Genomic DNA, 15,703 nt, shown 5'->3' with positions numbered 1-15,703 from the left:
TATTGCAATACAGAATATGGTAAAATTATTAAAAGTCTATGAGGAGGAATTTCATATGGATAAGGGAGAGTTAAGAAAAGAAATTAAGCTAAAAAGAGAAAATATAGATAGAGATACTAAGTTAAGGGCTGATGAAAAAATAAGAAAAACTCTTTTGGAAAGTGATATATATAAGAATAGTAAGGTTGTATTTATATATGTAAATATGGACTCTGAAGTAAATACAGTTGAGATAATAAAAGAATTATTAGTTTCAGATAAAAAAGTTGCAGTTCCTAAAGTTATTCCTGTTAGTTTAAAAGAAAGACAAATGAAGGCTTTGAAAATAGAATCTTTACTTCAATTAAATGAAAGTGGTGCCTTTGGAATATTAGAACCAAGCATTGAATGTGAAGATATAAGTGAGGAAGTTGATTTAATTATAATACCTGGTTTAGCCTTTGATTTAAAGGGAAATAGATTAGGATATGGGGGAGGATTTTACGATAGATTTTTAAGTAAATACCCTAATAGTAAGAGAGTTGCTTTATGTTATGATTTTCAAGTTTTTGATGAAATTCCACATGAATTCTTTGATGAGAAGGTTGATTTAATAATAAGTGAAGAGAAAATTATTAGTTTAAAAAAATCATAATAGTAAAATAATATTTTTGATAATTTTACTTTATTGATAATAAATTTTACTTATGTCAGAATTATATAAAATATAATTGTGAGGTGGGGTAAACAATGAAATTTGAAGATTTTAAATATGAAAGACCTAATATAGAAAAAGATAGAGAAGATATTAGATCTTTTATAAAAGAGTTAGAAGAAGCAAAGGACTTTAATGGGGCTAAAGAAGTAATAGGAAAAATAAATAAGATAAGAAATAATACATCAACTATGATGGCCTTATCAGAAGTTAGACACACAATAAATACTGAGGATGAATTCTATAATGAAGAAAGTGATTTCTGGGATGAAAATTCTCCTCTTATTGAAGAAGTTAATAATGAATTCTATAAAGCATTATTAAGTTCACCATTTAAGGATCAAATAGGTGATTATTATGGTGAAACTATAATAAAAGAGGCAGAGTATTCTCAAAAGAGTTTTTCAAAAGAAGTAATAGAGGATATGCAACTTGAAAATAAATTAGGTAGTCAATATCAAAAACTTATTGCTTCAGCTAAAATTGAATTTGATGGAGAGGAAAGAACCTTAGCACAATTAGTTCCTTTTGTAACATCAGAGGATAGAGAAGTTAGAAAAAGAGCATCAGAAGCTAAATATAACTTCTTTGTGAAGCATGAAGATGAAATAGATGATATCTTTGATAAACTTGTAAAGGTAAGAACAAAAATAGCTAAAAAGCTTGGTTTTAATAACTTTGTGGAATTAGGCTATGTAAGAATGAGAAGATATGACTATAATAAGGAAATGGTTGAAAACTTCAGAAAACAAGTTGAAGAGTTTATAGTTCCTATAGATAGTAAATTATATGAAAGACAAGCTAAGAGATTAGGACTTGAAACTTTAAAATATTATGATGAAAAATTTGAATTCTTAAGTGGGAATCCAACTCCAAAGGGAGATTCAAAGTGGATAGTTGAAAATGCAAAGGTAATGTATTCAGAGCTTTCAAAGGAAACCAAAGAATTCTTTGACTTTATGGTTGAGAATGATTTAATGGACTTAGTTGCTAAGAAAGGAAAGGCAGCTGGAGGATATTGTACTAATTTCCCTAACTATAAAGCTCCATTTATATTCTCAAACTTTAATGGAACAGCTGGGGATGTAGATGTATTAACTCACGAGGCTGGCCATGCATTCCAAAACTTTAGAAGTTCTTGGATAGAAATGCAAGAGTGTCAATGGCCAACTATGGAAAGTTGTGAAATACACTCAATGAGTATGGAATTCTTTACTTGGCCTTGGATGTATTTATTCTTTAAAGAAGATACAGATAAATATAAATTCTATCACTTAGGAGATGCCATTAAATTTATTCCTTATGGAGTAACAGTTGATGAATTCCAACACTTTGTATATGAAAATCCAGAATGTACACCAAAGGAAAGAAAAGATGCATGGAGAAGAATAGAGAAAAAATATCTTCCACATAAAAACTACGATGAATGTGATTTCCTAGAAAGAGGTGGTTGGTGGTTCCAACAAAACCATATATTCTTATCACCATTCTATTACATTGATTATACTTTAGCTCAAATATGTGCACTTCAATTCTGGAAAAAAGATAGAGAAAATCATGAAAAAGCATGGGAAGATTATTTAAATCTATGTAACATAGGTGGAACTAAGACATTCTTAGGCTTATTAAAATATGCTAACTTAAAATCACCATTTGAAAATGGATGTGTTGAAAGTGTAGTAGGAGTAGTGGATGAATACTTAGAAAGCATAGACGACAGCAAATTTTAGTTTTTAAAACAAAATTTATGATTTATTTAGAGTATGATTAAGTAAGTTTATTATGAATATAGATTAAATTTATCAAAATTAATAATAACTATAAAATATTATTAATCTTATTTAGTATAGATTTGTTTGCTTAATATTTTAAATTAATATTTCTTTTAAAATAAAAAAACTTGGAGTATTCCTTATGGATTTCATAGGAATACTTCCAAGTTCTTTTTTGATTATAAATTAAAATGTTATTAATATAAGCTTATTAAAAATATAAATAGTATGAAGAGGATATATGTATGAACTTTAGAATTTAAGTAATCATGGAAAGAAATTTGCGTTAAGAAGATTGAATGTTCGACGCGAAGCTAGTTTTCAATCTTTAGTAAATTTCTTGGAATGATTACTATAAATTCTTAGTGAAATACATTAATCCTCAGAATATATTTATATTTTTAGTTAATTAGACTTTGTATTTTCTTAGTTTTCTCTGTTAGCTATTTCAAGAACTATTCTGTTTACGAAGTCAGCTAAAGGCATAGCACCTTCTTCACCGTTCTTTCTGCTTCTTACAGAAACTTCTTTGTTTTCAGCTTCTTTTTCTCCAACAACTAAGATGTAAGGAGTTCTTTCTAATCTAGCTTCTCTTATTTTATAACCGATTTTTTCAGCTCTGTGGTCAGCTTCAACTCTAACTCCTCTTCTTCTTAATTCTTCAACAACTTCATTTGCATAATCAGCATATTTATCTGATAAAGGAAGAACTTTAGCTTGAACTGGAGCTATCCAAGTTGGAAGAGCACCTGCATATTTTTCTATAAGCATTGCTAGTGTTCTTTCATAACATCCAATTGAGCTTCTGTGAATGATGTAAGGACGTTTCTTTTCTCCATCTTTATCGATGTAGTACATTCCAAATCTTTCAGCTAAAGCGAAGTCTATTTGGATAGTGATGATTGTATCTTCTTTTCCATGAACATTCTTGAATTGGATATCAAGTTTTGGACCATAGAAAGCAGCTTCATCATCAGCTTCAGTAAAGTCTATATTTAAGTGGTTTAATATTTCTCTCATTATATTTTGAGTATTTTCCCAAGCTTCAGGATCATTGATGTATTTCTCAGTATTGTTTGGATCCCATTTTGAGAATCTGTAAGTAATATCATCAGCTATTCCTAAAGTTTCCATAACGTATTTAACTAAGTCAACAGTATTTTTGAATTCATCTTCTAATTGCTCTGGAGTACATACTATGTGTCCATCAGCAAGAGTGAATTGTCTTACTCTTATAAGACCGTGCATTTCTCCTGAAGATTCATTTCTAAATAGAGTAGAAGTTTCAGCAAATCTTACTGGTAAGTCTCTATAACTGTGTTGAGTTGAGTTATATATTGCGTATTGGAATGGGCAAGTCATTGGTCTTAAAGCAAATACTTCACTATCTTTTTCCTCATCACCTAAAACGAACATACCATCTTTATAGTGATCCCAGTGTCCTGAAATTTTGTAAAGGTCGCTTTTAGCCATTAAAGGAGTTTTAGTTAAAACATATCCTCTTCTTTGCTCTTCATCTTCTATCCATCTTTGAAGAGTTTGGATTATTCTAGCTCCCTTTGGCATTAATAATGGAAGACCTTGACCTACATTTTCATCAGTAGTAAAGATTCCAAGCTCTCTACCTAATTTATTATGGTCTCTTTTCTTAGCTTCTTCTAAAGCTTCTAAATAAGCATCTAATTCTGATTTCTTAGGGAAAGCAGTTCCATATACTCTTGAAAGCATTTTGTTCTTTTCGTCACCTTTCCAGTAAGCACCAGTAGATCTTAATAATTTAACTGCTTTTATTGGTTTAACAGCCATTAAGTGAGGTCCTGCACAAAGGTCAACAAAATCACCTATTTGGTAGAATGAAATTACTTCACCTTCTGGAAGATCATTTATAAGTTCAACTTTGTAAGGTTCATCCTTCATAAGTTCTAAAGCTTCGTTTCTAGGAAGTTCAAATCTTTTTATTTCAGGATTTTCTTTTATTATTTTTTTCATCTCTTCTTCTAATTTGTTTAATTGGTCAGCAGAGAATGGTTTTTCAGTATCAAAATCATAATAGAAACCATTATCTATTGATGGTCCTATAGCTAATTTATCTTGAGGGAATAATCTTTTAACTGCAGCTGCTAATACATGAGAAGCAGTGTGGTTAAAAGCATGTTGACCTTCTTTAGAATCAAAAGTACAGATTTCTAATGAAGAATCTTCATTAACTATAAATCTTAAGTCCTCAACTTTTCCGTTTAATATACCACAACAAGCATTTCTAGCTAGTCCTTGGCTTATGCTTTGAGCTATTTCAAAAATTGATAGTCCAGCTTCAACTTCTTTTATTGAACCATCTTTAAGTGTAATTTTTATCATATTAATTTCTCCTTTCAAAATAAATTTCTTTTAATTTTCATTCATATAAAATAAAAACTCTCATCCCTCTTCTAAATATAGAAAAGGGACGAGAGTGTATATTCCCGTGGTTCCACCCAATTTGTACTTTAATAATTAAAAATAAAGTACCACTTAAAATTAATCGTAACGTGATTATGACGGACTGGATTAGAGTCACTCAGAGGTAGTCTTCAACTAATTCCATTTAAAAGTACTTACAGCTACTGTACCTTCTCTCTGAAAATGTACCAAAGTTTACTCGTCTCTTCATTGTGTTAATAAATTTATAATATTTACTTTAGATTATAAGTTTATTATTTTTGTATGTCAATGGATAAAATAAAAATAAATTCTAATTGGAATATAAGATATTATAAGGGTTTAGGTGGAAATAAGTTCTCAATATTATAAATTTTAATTCAAAAAAGTTATTAAGTTAATTAAAGTTTTTAGAAAATAATTTGCAAAAAAATCTTGAAATAGAATTTGAAAAATATTATAATAAAAACATAGTTTTGCAGGTGTGGCGGAATTGGCAGACGCACTAGACTTAGGATCTAGCGCCTACGGCGTGGGGGTTCGACTCCCTTCACCTGTACCACTTATGCGGGTGTAGTTCAATGGTAGAACACCAGCCTTCCAAGCTGGATACCCGGGTTCGATTCCCGGTACCCGCTCCAAATTAATATAAAAATATGCGGGAGTGACTCAATGGTAGAGTGTCACCTTGCCAAGGTGAAAGTTGCGGGTTCGAGTCCCGTCTTCCGCTCCATTTATGCGGGTGTAGTTCAATGGTAGAACACCAGCCTTCCAAGCTGGATACCCGGGTTCGATTCCCGGTACCCGCTCCATTTTAAAAAATATAATATGCACCATTAGCTCAGTTGGTAGAGCACCTGACTCTTAATCAGGGAGTCCAGGGTTCGAATCCCTGATGGTGCACCAAGCATCGATTTATAATCGATGCTTTTTTGTTTTTAGAGATTTTTTTGGAAGACTTCATAATTTTATTGAAGTCTTTTTTTTATTAAAATTAAATAAAGAAGTATTTCTTTTATAACTCTTAAATTCTAAACATATTAATATTCTTTAATTAATAAACATATAGGGGGATATTATTAATTAAATAGTAACCTACAAAAGATTTAAGTATTTTATAAAAATTTAGTTTTTAATAAATATTAATTTTTTAGGTAAAAAGGTATATAAACTAAAGTTAGAAGGAAATAAGAAAGAGGGTATTATAATGATTGAAGGAGATAAGGGGCTAAATATTGTTTTTACTGGAGATAGCATAACTCATGGGCCACTTCATACTAAAGGATATAGAAGTTATACAGAACACTTTAGAGAAAGATTAAAAGAAAAGTTTAAAAACAATATTGTTAAAGAGAATATTATAATTTTTAATACAGGTGTTTCAGGAGCTACAACTAGAGATATAATAAGAGATTTTAATATCTGTGTAGATATATGTGACCCTGATATTGTTTTTATAATGCTTGGAATGAATGATTCATCAAATGAAATTGTTCCTTTAGAAGAATATAGAAAAAATATATTAGAACTTATTAATAAAGTTAGAGGAATTGGAGCAATACCAATCCTTCAAACAAGTAACATAATAAAAATGGATTTAAGTAGGAAAAGTCTTAAATTTTATATGGATATTCTTAGAGAGGTTGCTAGAGGAAATGATGTAATGTTAATAGATCATTATAGTCATTGGGAGGACTTAGAAAAAGAAAATTCTAATATTAAAAATGAGCTTCTTAGTGATTTGATACATCCTAATGAAAAGGGGCATTTAGAAATAGTTAAATTTATTTTTAAGGAGTTAGATATTTTTGAAGAAGAAAGTTATACCTGTAATTTAAGTTATCCAATAAAAGCAGAAAATTATCTTCAAAGAAAAGTTGATAATAAGTGTAACAAAGAAATTCTTAATACCATAAGTAATAAAAATCCTTCACAAGAAGAATTAATTAAATATACTAAAGAAAATTTAAATGATAATTTAGAAGCTATAACAAATTTAATAAATGAAGATGAAAAGGGTATATGGGTGTTTTTAGGGGATGGATATACAAATGGTACAGGAGATACCTTTGGTTATAAAAATTATGTTGAATATGTGGAAGAGAGAATTAGATGGGAATTAAATGATGGAAGCATAAATAAAAGGGAAAAATTTATGATTAATTTTGGTACAGAAAAAGTTAATTCAGAATATTTAATGAATAACTTCGAAGATTTAGTATCAAAATATAATCCTAAAGCTGTTTTTATTATGATTGGAGGAAATGAAAAAATTAATCCAGAGGAATTTAAACATAATTTAGTTAATATAGTAAGCAAGGTTAAAAATATAAACTCAATACCTATATTACAAAGTCCAATAAAAAATGGAAGAGATATAGAAGGGTATGTAAAAGTTATAAGAGAGGTTTCTAAGGAAGAGGAAATATTCTTAATAGATAATTATGAGTATTGGGATAGGTTAAGCAAAGTTCAAAAAGAGCTTATAGAATCATGGTTAGTAGAAGGAAGAGCAAATCATAGGGGACATTTAGAAATAGCTAAGAAAATTTTTAAGGATTTAAGAATATATGATCATAATAGTTTAATATGTGGTTTTACCATAGAAAAATTTTAGTATATTAATTAATAAAAATAAAGCTGCATCAAAATTGAAGTAGCTTTGATACAGCTTTCTATATACAACTTATTGCTTTTTGCAATATGAAATCTTCTATATATTCTTCTGAATAAACTTTTCTTCCCATGAGATTAAATATTAAATCATCACTAGAGTATCCTTCTTTATAAAGTTTTAGGTTCTTAGTTAATTTTTTTAAAGAACCAGGGGTAAGACCTAACATAATTTTTATGTCATTACCAGTGTAAAAACTTTTTATAAAGAGTTCTCTTAGGTTGTTTTGCATTTCAAGTTTATAATTTAAATCTATAACTTTGTCTCTATGGGGGCCTATTTTAGACCTGTGATGTTTTTTACACAAATACTTGTAATTAAGTTTAAAATCTAAACCGCCTTCTGACCTATGAACTATGTGATGAACATCTGCATAATCACCACAAATTTCACAATAATAAGACATATAATCCTCCTTAACATTTTAATACCCATTTATAGTAATAAAATAGCATAAAAAAACAGTTTAATCAATATAACGGAGCTTTTCAGATAAAGATTAAGGTATACAAAGGAATTTAGTATTTTTTACACTTTGCTGTTAAAAAAAGTTAGCAATATAATTAAAATATAAAGGATATGAGGGGGTTTTGAGATGCATAACTTATTTCATAGAAGATCAAAGATAGAAGAAAATCCCGAGAAATTTTGGAGGGAATTAATAACAAAAAATGAAACCCTAAAAGGAAGAATGTTTAAGGATGAACCTATAACTGAAGATACGAAATACCTACATTATGTAATATTCAATAGAAAAGTTGGATTTCAAAATGTTTGGGTTATGGTACCTAACTTTAACAGATTAATAGAATTTATAGAGTATGTATTTATGCCAGAAGCATACTATAAGTGGGTTGAAGGGAAAAAGAAATTAATAACTCATATACCTTCAATTGATGTAGAAAAAATAATTTCTATGATAAATAGAAAATCAACAGAAGAAGAAAAAGAAAAAATGAAAAATGACATTGTAGCATTAAGAAAATTAAAAGGGTTAAGTGCTGATAATGGAATGAGGAAAATAAAAATATTCTGTAGTAGATTTAATAATAACTGGCTTGGAAATGATGATGAGTTTTTATACTTAAAAGCTTTTGGCAGTGCTGAAGAGCTAGGAAAGTTTGTAGTAGAAACTAATCTTCAAACAGATAGTGAGGATTCATATGAAAAAACTATAGGAATGACTACAGAAGAATGGTTTAAAGTTTGTGAAAATGCTCATAAGAATAAAGAAGATGAGGAAAAATTTAAAAAAGTTTTATTTAAACACTTAGAAGATATTGTATAAAATTAAATTTTCTTGATATTTTAAAATTGAAATTGCTTAGTACTAATAAAAATATAAAATAAATTGAAAAAAATGTTGACATTTTTTAAATAACTATGTATAATAATTTTTGTTGATTCAAGTTTGTATCTTTAGCTCAGCTGGATAGAGCAACGGCCTTCTAAGCCGTGGGTCAGGGGTTCGAATCCCTTAAGGTACACCATACTGGGATATCGCCAAGCGGTAAGGCAACGGACTTTGACTCCGTCATTCGCAGGTTCGAATCCTGCTATCCCAGCCAGTTTTTTAACTTGGTTTAAAAACTTGACAGCATATTAACAGTATGTTAATATATAAACATACTAAGCGGGTGTAGTTCAATGGTAGAACACCAGCCTTCCAAGCTGGATACCCGGGTTCGATTCCCGGTACCCGCTCCATTTTTTAAAGTTTTACTGTAAAATTATTTTAAAAAATACAATATGCACCATTAGCTCAGTTGGTAGAGCACCTGACTCTTAATCAGGGAGTCCAGGGTTCGAATCCCTGATGGTGCACCAAGCATCGTTTTATAAGCGATGCTTTTTTTATTTTACATAAAAGTATGGGTACATTTGATATAAAAAAATTAAATTAATATAATACTAGTTAATAAGAATTTTATTTAAAAGCAGATTTTTAAGGGGAGATAGAAATGAAACCTATGAATAAGATTGCTGCTATTCATGATATTTCATGCTATGGGAGGGCAGCATTAGCAACAATAATACCTATATTATCTTCAATGGGAAATCAAGTATGTCCACTTCCAACAGCAGTATTGTCAACACATACAGATGGATTTGGAAAACCAGCAATTAGAGATTTAAGTGATTTTATATATGAAACCAAAGATCATTGGAAAAGACTTAACTTAAATTTTCAATGCATATATAGTGGATATTTAGCTGATCCTAATCAAGTTAAATTTGTTGAAAGATTTATAGAAGATTTTAAGGAAGAGAATACTTTAGTAGTTATAGATCCTGTTATGGCTGATAATGGTAAGCTTTATGATGGTATGAGTGAAAAAATGATTGAAGAAATGAGAACTTTAATAAAAAGTACAGATATAATCACTCCAAATATTACAGAAGCTTCTTTTCTTTTAGGAAAAGAATATAAAGAATCTCTAAATGAAGATGAGATAAAAGAATATTTAGTAGGTCTAGGGAATTTAGGACCTAAAATAAGTATAATAACAAGTGTAACAAGTTCAAGAGGAAATGAATATATTGATACTGTACTCTATGATAGAGAAGAAAAAATGTTTTACACCTATTCTCATAAAAGAATAAATGCTTTTTATTGTGGAACAGGTGATGCTTTTGCCTCATTGCTAATAGGATGGATATTAAGAGGGGAAAGTATTGAAAAAGCATTGGAGAAGTCATGTAATTTTATTGCAGAAGCTATAGAATATAGCGAAAAGTTTGATTATCCTCCAAATGAAGGAATATTACTTGAAAGTTTGTTATATAAATTAATAAGTAAATAAATTATTAAAGTCAAAAAAATAAATTGACAAAGTAATTTTAGAATGATACTATTAAAAAAACAAAATTTAATAAATCTTATCAAGAGAGGTGGAGGGACTGGCCCTGTGAAACCCAGCAACCGGTAATTCTTTGCGGTTAAAACAATGCTAATTTTAAAATGAGAAAAATCAGTAGTAATTTCCCATGCAAAGATTTATAGCGGTGCTAAATCCTGCGGTAGAAACTGAGAGATAAGAAAGAGAGTCTGTAAGAATAATAACTTCTATCCTAGGATAGGAGTTTTTTTATTTTGTAGGATAAAGGATAGATTTATTAAATAGATTAGGAGGAGAGAAAATGAAAAAAGGAAAGTTTTCAGCATTATTACCATTAATAATTTTTGTATCGATTTATTTGGGAACTTCATTAGTAATGAAAGATTTCTACTCTGTATCTGTTTTAGTTCCAGGAATAATTGCAGTTTTATTTGGAATATTTACAAATAGAAAAAGAGGACTTGAAAAGAACATAGAGATATTTTGTAAGGGGGCTGGTAATAGCAATATAATTTTAATGTGCTTAATCTTTATATTAGCTGGTGCCTTTGCAGAGGTTGCTAAAAATATGGGGGCTGTAGAATCTACAGTAAATTTAGGGCTAACAATATTACCTAAAAATATATTAGTAGCAGGAATATTTATAATATCATCATTTATAGCTATATCTTTAGGAACGTCAATGGGAACAATAGCTGCTATAGTTCCAATAGCAATGGGAATTTCAGATAAGACTAATATCGCATTACCACTTATAGTTGGGGCAGTAGTAGGTGGAGCTATGTTTGGGGACAATCTATCAATGATTTCTGATACAACAATAGCAGCAACAAAAACTCAAGGATGTGAAATGAAGGATAAGTTTAAAATAAACTTTAAGGTTATATTACCAGCTGCTATCTTAGTAATTGTAATATATACATTCTTAGGAAGTGGGGCTAATACATCAGTAGGCCAATACGATTATAATTTTATTAAGATTATTCCTTACTTAGGTATTTTAATAGCTGCATTAATGGGGGCTAATGTAATTGCTATATTATCAGGTGGGATAGTATTAGCTGGAGCAATTGGATTCTTTACAGGATCTTTAGATTTAAAGACTTTCTTTACTTCAATATCAACTGGTATAGGGGGAATGAGTGAACTTATATTAATTTCAATAATAATTGGGGGAATTGTTGAAATAATAAAAGAAAATGGTGGTATAGACTATGTATTAAACTTAGTTACTAAGAGAATCAATGGCAAAAAAGGGGCTGAATTTGGTATTGGATTATTAGTAAGCTTAGTTGATGCATGTACTGCAAATAATACTATTGCTATAGTTACAGTTGGACCTTTAGCAAAGGATATTTCAGATGAATATAACTTAGATTCAAAAAGAATTGCAGGAATATTAGATATGTTCTCTTGTGCAGTTCAGGGAATAATTCCATATGGAGCACAATTAATGTCAGCGGCGGCTTTAACTGGATTAAGTTCATTTGAAATAATGAAATTTTTATTCTATCCATATTTAATGGGTATAAGTGCAATAGCATTCATAGCATTTTTCCAAAAGAAAGAAAGTGCTGAAAAAAGTGGGGAGTTAAATGCTATAGCAGTTGAATAAAATATTAAAAAGCAATAAGCGTTAAAAAGGGGATTTATATAAAAGGGGTTTAATAAATTTTAGTATAAAGTAAAAAAAGATAGGCTATAGAAAATAAAACTTACAAACAATATGAAGAGGATATTTAATAATTCTCAAGATATGTTTGTAAGTTTTATTAATTGGGCCTATTTTTTTATTTTACTAAAAGACAAATACTTTGAGATGAGATTCCTTCTCCAGAACCAGTAAAACCAAGTCCTTCCTCAGTAGTTGCTTTAACATTTATTTGATCTAAGTCTATATTTAATGCTTTAGCTATATTTTCTCTCATAGTAGGTATATGAGGAGCCATTTTTGGTCTTTGAGCTATTATAGTTGCATCTATATTTGATATTTTATAGTTATTTTTATTTAAAAGTTCACCTACAAATTCTAGAAGTTTTATGCTATCAGCACCTTTGTATTTAGGGTCTGTATCTGGAAAATGCTTTCCTATATCTCCTAAAGCCGCTGCTCCTAATAGTGAATCCATTATTGCGTGTAATAATACATCAGCATCTGAATGGCCTAAAAGTCCTTTTTCATAAGGAATTTTTACTCCACCTAATATTAAATCTCTATTTTCAACTAATTTATGAACATCATATCCCATTCCTATTCTCATTTTTATCACCTCTTAGATTTATTTTTTCAATGAAAATTTATTTTTATGGTTTAATTATATATAATTCTGTTATGTTATCAAAGCATCAATAGCTATTAAAGAAAATTAAACTTAATTGTAACAAAAATATAGCTTTATAAGATTAAAATCTTTATATGTTTTAATTATGTAAAAGATGTATTTATAATATAAAATTTTATATAGATATCATGGGGGCTATGGTATAATAAATTGAGATTTAATTAAAGAGAATAGCTTATAATAATTGATTAGAAATAATTTTAGTCTGTAGTAATATTATTAGAAGCTTTATGTAAAAGGGATTTAAATAGAAAGGGTGAATTGAGAAGTGTGGGGAAAAATTAGAAATGTATTAGGTATTCTTTTAATAGTGGCAGGAGTATCACTTATTGGAGTAACTATTTGGATGAAATATGATACTTATAGACAGCAGCAAGCTGTTTTAGATAGTTTTAGAAATTTACAGTTTGATGTTCCAGAGGGTGAAAAGAAAGATGCTGATGTGTTAGAAGAAGAAAATACTAAGGAAAATACTAAAGAAAATAGCGATGAAAAGAATAAAGCTGATAAGGTTGAAGTTGAAAAAGACAAAAAGCCAGAAAAAGCACAACTTGAAGAGGGAAAAGGAATAGGTATTTTAAATATTCCAAAGATAAACTTAGAAATAGGTATAATAGAAGGCGTTAGCTATGAAGATATAAAGTATGTAGTAGGTCATTTTCCTGGGTCACCAATGCCAGGGGAAAAAGGTAATTTCTCCATAGCAGGACATAGAATATCATATTTTGGACAAGCTTTTAAGGATATTGATAAGCTTGAAAAAGGGGATAAAGTCAAAGTTACTTACAATGGAAAAGAATATACTTATGAAATAACTGATATGTATGAGGTTACTCCAAATGAAACTGAGGCTTTAAATCCAACAAAAGATGCTACTATAACTATAGTTACATGTACAACTGACGCTAAAAATAGGGTTATAGTAAAAGGAAAGTTAGTGGAATAAGACTGGGTTTTTGCCTTAGTCTTATTTTTTATAAAATATACATAAAGGAGTGTCGCTTGAGTGAGTGAAGTAACTTTTAGAAAAGATAAATATATGTTTTCTACTAGAAATATAAAGAAAAATCTAGATAAAAACATATTGAAAAAAGAAATAAGTACTTTCATAAAAGAGCTTAGAAAATTTAAAGTTGATTTAAAAAGTCTTTCAAGTGAAGAATTTAATCTTGAGGAAAGAAATTTAATTCTTAATATAGCCTATTTTCTAGTAGATGAAGAAGTGTTATTAAGAAAGATAATAAATAGAAGAGAGTTAAAAACAAAGGTCATAGCTAAAAAAACAGGATTTAGTAATGAAAAGATTATAAGTTGGTCAAATTATTTAATAGCGTATTTAATTTTATTATATAATGCAGATTATACAAATTTAGCTATGTATTTAAATATAAATTTTAAGGACTTAGAAAACTTAGCTGTTATAAAGGGTACAAAAGGGGAAGAGGTTGTTCATAAAGGATTAGTTATGTTAGAAGGTAAAAAGAGTACCATAATATTAACTAAAGAAGGACAATTTATAAGAATAAAAACAAGATGTGAAAATAAAGTTGGAGAAGAATTATCAGGAAAAGAGAAGAAAACTTTAAGACATTACAAGACCTTAATAGTTAGCGTGGCTTTAATTGCATTTGTCCTTATAGGAAGTGTTACTTTTCTTTATAAACAACAGGAAACTACCATATTAATTCAAGGAACATCAAAGGTTAAAATTGGATTGAATAGGTTTGATAGAATAGTTTATAGTTATTCTCCAACAGAAAAGGGAACTATATTAATAACAGAACTAAAATTAGAAAACAAGAAATTTGAAGATGGTATGATCTCAATTTTAAAAGGTTTTGAAGAAGAGGATATGCTTCCTCCTAATAGAATTGTGGATGTTTATATAACTGGAAAAATGGTAGACACTGTAGATTTAAATAAGGTTACAGAATATGTTGAGAGTGTAAATAAGGATGATAATGCAAAGAATAATTTTAGAATAAAAATAAATAATTCAGGATATGAGAAGAAAAATTAATTAAGGAAAGGATTATTTATAGTGAGAAAAGCATCAAAAAATAACAATAGAAGAGATAAGAGTTTATCTAATAAAAAGTTTAAGAGTGAAGATAAAAATTTAAATAAAACTAATAAAAATAATAAACAAAAAGTAGCTAAAAAGGCTTCAGTAAAAAATACTATTATAGTATCAAATAAAAATGAAATAAGAGATAAAGTTAGATTAAATAAATATATAAGTGAAACAGGATTTTGCTCAAGGAGAGAGGCTGATAAGCTTATAGAACAAGGAAGAGTTAAGATAGATGGGCTAAAGGCTACAACTGGTATGAAGGTTTCTAAGGGGCAAAGTGTATCTATTGATGGAAAACCTCTAAAGGTTGAAAATGAACTAGTTTATATAGCTTTAAATAAGCCTGTTGGAATAACTTGTACTACTGAGAGCAAGATAAAAGGTAATATAGTTGACTTTATAAATCATGAAAAAAGAATTTTCCCAATAGGAAGACTAGATAAGGATTCTCAAGGATTAATATTTATGACTAATGATGGTGATATAGTTAATAAGATATTAAGAGCTGGGAATAATCATGAAAAAGAATATATTGTCACTGTAAATAAACCTATAACTGATGAGTTTATAAAAGGAATGAGCAATGGAGTGCCTATACTAGGAACAGTTACTAAGAAATGCTTAGTTAAGAAAGAAAGCAAAAACTCATTTAGAATAATACTAACTCAAGGGTTAAATAGACAGATAAGAAGAATGTGTGAGTATTTTGGATATGAGGTCAAAAAATTAGAGAGAATAAGAATAATGAATGTTAGCCTAGGAAACCTAAAGATAGGATCTTGGAGATACTTAACTAAGAAAGAGTTAGCTGAAATAAACAGATTAACAGAAAACTCTTCAAAGACTGAAGAGGCCTCAATTTAATTGAATGTTAATTACTAGATATATA

General features: G+C 28.9%; 12 protein-coding genes, 9 tRNA genes, 1 riboswitch and 1 other annotated feature. Of the genes, 18 read left to right on the top strand and 3 right to left on the bottom strand.

Features of this window, described 5'->3' with window-relative positions; genetic code table 11:
* The first annotated feature begins 55 nt into the window (after nucleotides 1–55).
* Both GOM42_RS12910 and GOM42_RS12905 read left to right on the top strand, forming a co-directional pair.
* Complete coding sequence (locus GOM42_RS12910) at nucleotides 56–634, top strand: 5-formyltetrahydrofolate cyclo-ligase (RefSeq protein ID WP_004459316.1); 579 nt, start codon at nucleotides 56–58, stop codon at nucleotides 632–634.
* A 95-nt stretch (nucleotides 635–729) separates the two neighbouring features.
* Complete coding sequence (locus GOM42_RS12905; RefSeq protein ID WP_003457828.1) at nucleotides 730–2,424, top strand: M3 family oligoendopeptidase; 1,695 nt, start codon at nucleotides 730–732, stop codon at nucleotides 2,422–2,424.
* A 468-nt stretch (nucleotides 2,425–2,892) separates the two neighbouring features.
* Here the strand turns inward: GOM42_RS12905 and thrS are convergent, their stop codons facing one another.
* On the bottom strand, nucleotides 2,893–4,824 hold the full coding sequence (gene thrS, locus GOM42_RS12900) for a threonine--tRNA ligase (RefSeq protein ID WP_003457830.1): 1,932 nt from the start codon (nucleotides 4,822–4,824) through the stop codon (nucleotides 2,893–2,895).
* A gap of 81 nt (nucleotides 4,825–4,905) precedes the next feature.
* Nucleotides 4,906–5,125: a binding site (T-box leader), on the bottom strand.
* A gap of 237 nt (nucleotides 5,126–5,362) precedes the next feature.
* On the opposite strand from thrS, the gene GOM42_RS12895 reads away from it, so the two are divergent.
* The 6 genes from GOM42_RS12895 to GOM42_RS12870 all read left to right on the top strand — a co-directional run bounded on the left by GOM42_RS12895 (nucleotide 5,363) and on the right by GOM42_RS12870 (nucleotide 7,501).
* Nucleotides 5,363–5,446, top strand: a tRNA-Leu gene (locus GOM42_RS12895).
* 5 nt (nucleotides 5,447–5,451) lie between these two features.
* Nucleotides 5,452–5,525, top strand: a tRNA-Gly gene (locus GOM42_RS12890).
* Nucleotides 5,526–5,542: 17 nt separating this feature from the next.
* A tRNA-Gly gene (locus tag GOM42_RS12885) sits at nucleotides 5,543–5,617 on the top strand.
* A gap of 5 nt (nucleotides 5,618–5,622) precedes the next feature.
* Nucleotides 5,623–5,696, top strand: a tRNA-Gly gene (locus GOM42_RS12880).
* 18 nt (nucleotides 5,697–5,714) lie between these two features.
* A tRNA-Lys gene (locus GOM42_RS12875) sits at nucleotides 5,715–5,790 on the top strand.
* 301 nt (nucleotides 5,791–6,091) lie between these two features.
* The gene (locus tag GOM42_RS12870; RefSeq protein WP_003467540.1) at nucleotides 6,092–7,501 is read left to right on the top strand and encodes an SGNH/GDSL hydrolase family protein; all 1,410 of its coding nucleotides are present in this window, start codon (nucleotides 6,092–6,094) and stop codon (nucleotides 7,499–7,501) included.
* Between the two features lie 58 nt (nucleotides 7,502–7,559).
* Here GOM42_RS12870 and GOM42_RS12865 read toward each other — a convergent pair whose 3' ends face one another.
* The gene (locus GOM42_RS12865; RefSeq protein ID WP_003454383.1) at nucleotides 7,560–7,964 is read right to left on the bottom strand and encodes an HNH endonuclease signature motif containing protein; all 405 of its coding nucleotides are present in this window, start codon (nucleotides 7,962–7,964) and stop codon (nucleotides 7,560–7,562) included.
* Nucleotides 7,965–8,153: 189 nt separating this feature from the next.
* On the opposite strand from GOM42_RS12865, the gene GOM42_RS12860 reads away from it, so the two are divergent.
* The 7 genes from GOM42_RS12860 (at nucleotide 8,154) to GOM42_RS12830 (ending at nucleotide 12,013) form a co-directional block, all read left to right on the top strand.
* Complete coding sequence (locus tag GOM42_RS12860; RefSeq protein ID WP_003454455.1) at nucleotides 8,154–8,846, top strand: hypothetical protein; 693 nt, start codon at nucleotides 8,154–8,156, stop codon at nucleotides 8,844–8,846.
* A 125-nt stretch (nucleotides 8,847–8,971) separates the two neighbouring features.
* A tRNA-Arg gene (locus GOM42_RS12855) sits at nucleotides 8,972–9,048 on the top strand.
* Nucleotides 9,049–9,051: 3 nt separating this feature from the next.
* Nucleotides 9,052–9,126, top strand: a tRNA-Gln gene (locus GOM42_RS12850).
* 65 nt (nucleotides 9,127–9,191) lie between these two features.
* A tRNA-Gly gene (locus tag GOM42_RS12845) sits at nucleotides 9,192–9,265 on the top strand.
* Nucleotides 9,266–9,309: 44 nt separating this feature from the next.
* Nucleotides 9,310–9,385 (top strand) — tRNA-Lys (locus GOM42_RS12840).
* A gap of 134 nt (nucleotides 9,386–9,519) precedes the next feature.
* The gene (locus tag GOM42_RS12835; protein WP_252597666.1) at nucleotides 9,520–10,362 is read left to right on the top strand and encodes a pyridoxamine kinase; all 843 of its coding nucleotides are present in this window, start codon (nucleotides 9,520–9,522) and stop codon (nucleotides 10,360–10,362) included.
* A 73-nt stretch (nucleotides 10,363–10,435) separates the two neighbouring features.
* A riboswitch (SAM riboswitch) is annotated at nucleotides 10,436–10,600 on the top strand.
* Between the two features lie 99 nt (nucleotides 10,601–10,699).
* Nucleotides 10,700–12,013, top strand: coding sequence for a Na+/H+ antiporter NhaC family protein (locus tag GOM42_RS12830; protein ID WP_003457854.1), 1,314 nt, complete (start codon nucleotides 10,700–10,702; stop codon nucleotides 12,011–12,013).
* 175 nt (nucleotides 12,014–12,188) lie between these two features.
* Here GOM42_RS12830 and ispF read toward each other — a convergent pair whose 3' ends face one another.
* On the bottom strand, nucleotides 12,189–12,659 hold the full coding sequence (ispF, locus tag GOM42_RS12825; protein ID WP_003457926.1) for a 2-C-methyl-D-erythritol 2,4-cyclodiphosphate synthase: 471 nt from the start codon (nucleotides 12,657–12,659) through the stop codon (nucleotides 12,189–12,191).
* Nucleotides 12,660–13,008: 349 nt separating this feature from the next.
* On the opposite strand from ispF, the gene GOM42_RS12820 reads away from it, so the two are divergent.
* Genes GOM42_RS12820 through rluF form a run of 3 tightly spaced genes read left to right on the top strand, consistent with a single transcriptional unit; the run spans nucleotide 13,009 to nucleotide 15,678 of the window.
* Nucleotides 13,009–13,686, top strand: coding sequence for a class D sortase (locus tag GOM42_RS12820; RefSeq protein WP_003467492.1), 678 nt, complete (start codon nucleotides 13,009–13,011; stop codon nucleotides 13,684–13,686).
* A gap of 60 nt (nucleotides 13,687–13,746) precedes the next feature.
* The gene (locus tag GOM42_RS12815; protein WP_003467523.1) at nucleotides 13,747–14,760 is read left to right on the top strand and encodes an anti-sigma factor domain-containing protein; all 1,014 of its coding nucleotides are present in this window, start codon (nucleotides 13,747–13,749) and stop codon (nucleotides 14,758–14,760) included.
* Nucleotides 14,761–14,781: 21 nt separating this feature from the next.
* The gene (gene rluF / locus GOM42_RS12810; RefSeq protein WP_110077507.1) at nucleotides 14,782–15,678 is read left to right on the top strand and encodes a 23S rRNA pseudouridine(2604) synthase RluF; all 897 of its coding nucleotides are present in this window, start codon (nucleotides 14,782–14,784) and stop codon (nucleotides 15,676–15,678) included.
* Nucleotides 15,679–15,703: the final 25 nt, after the last annotated feature.

Origin of the sequence: Clostridium sp. 16K-1-R1 (assembly GCF_023921145.1) — a bacterium.
GTDB classification, from domain to species: Bacteria; Bacillota; Clostridia; order Clostridiales; family Clostridiaceae; genus Sarcina; species Sarcina perfringens.
This window is presented reverse-complemented; position numbering and strand designations above follow the sequence as displayed.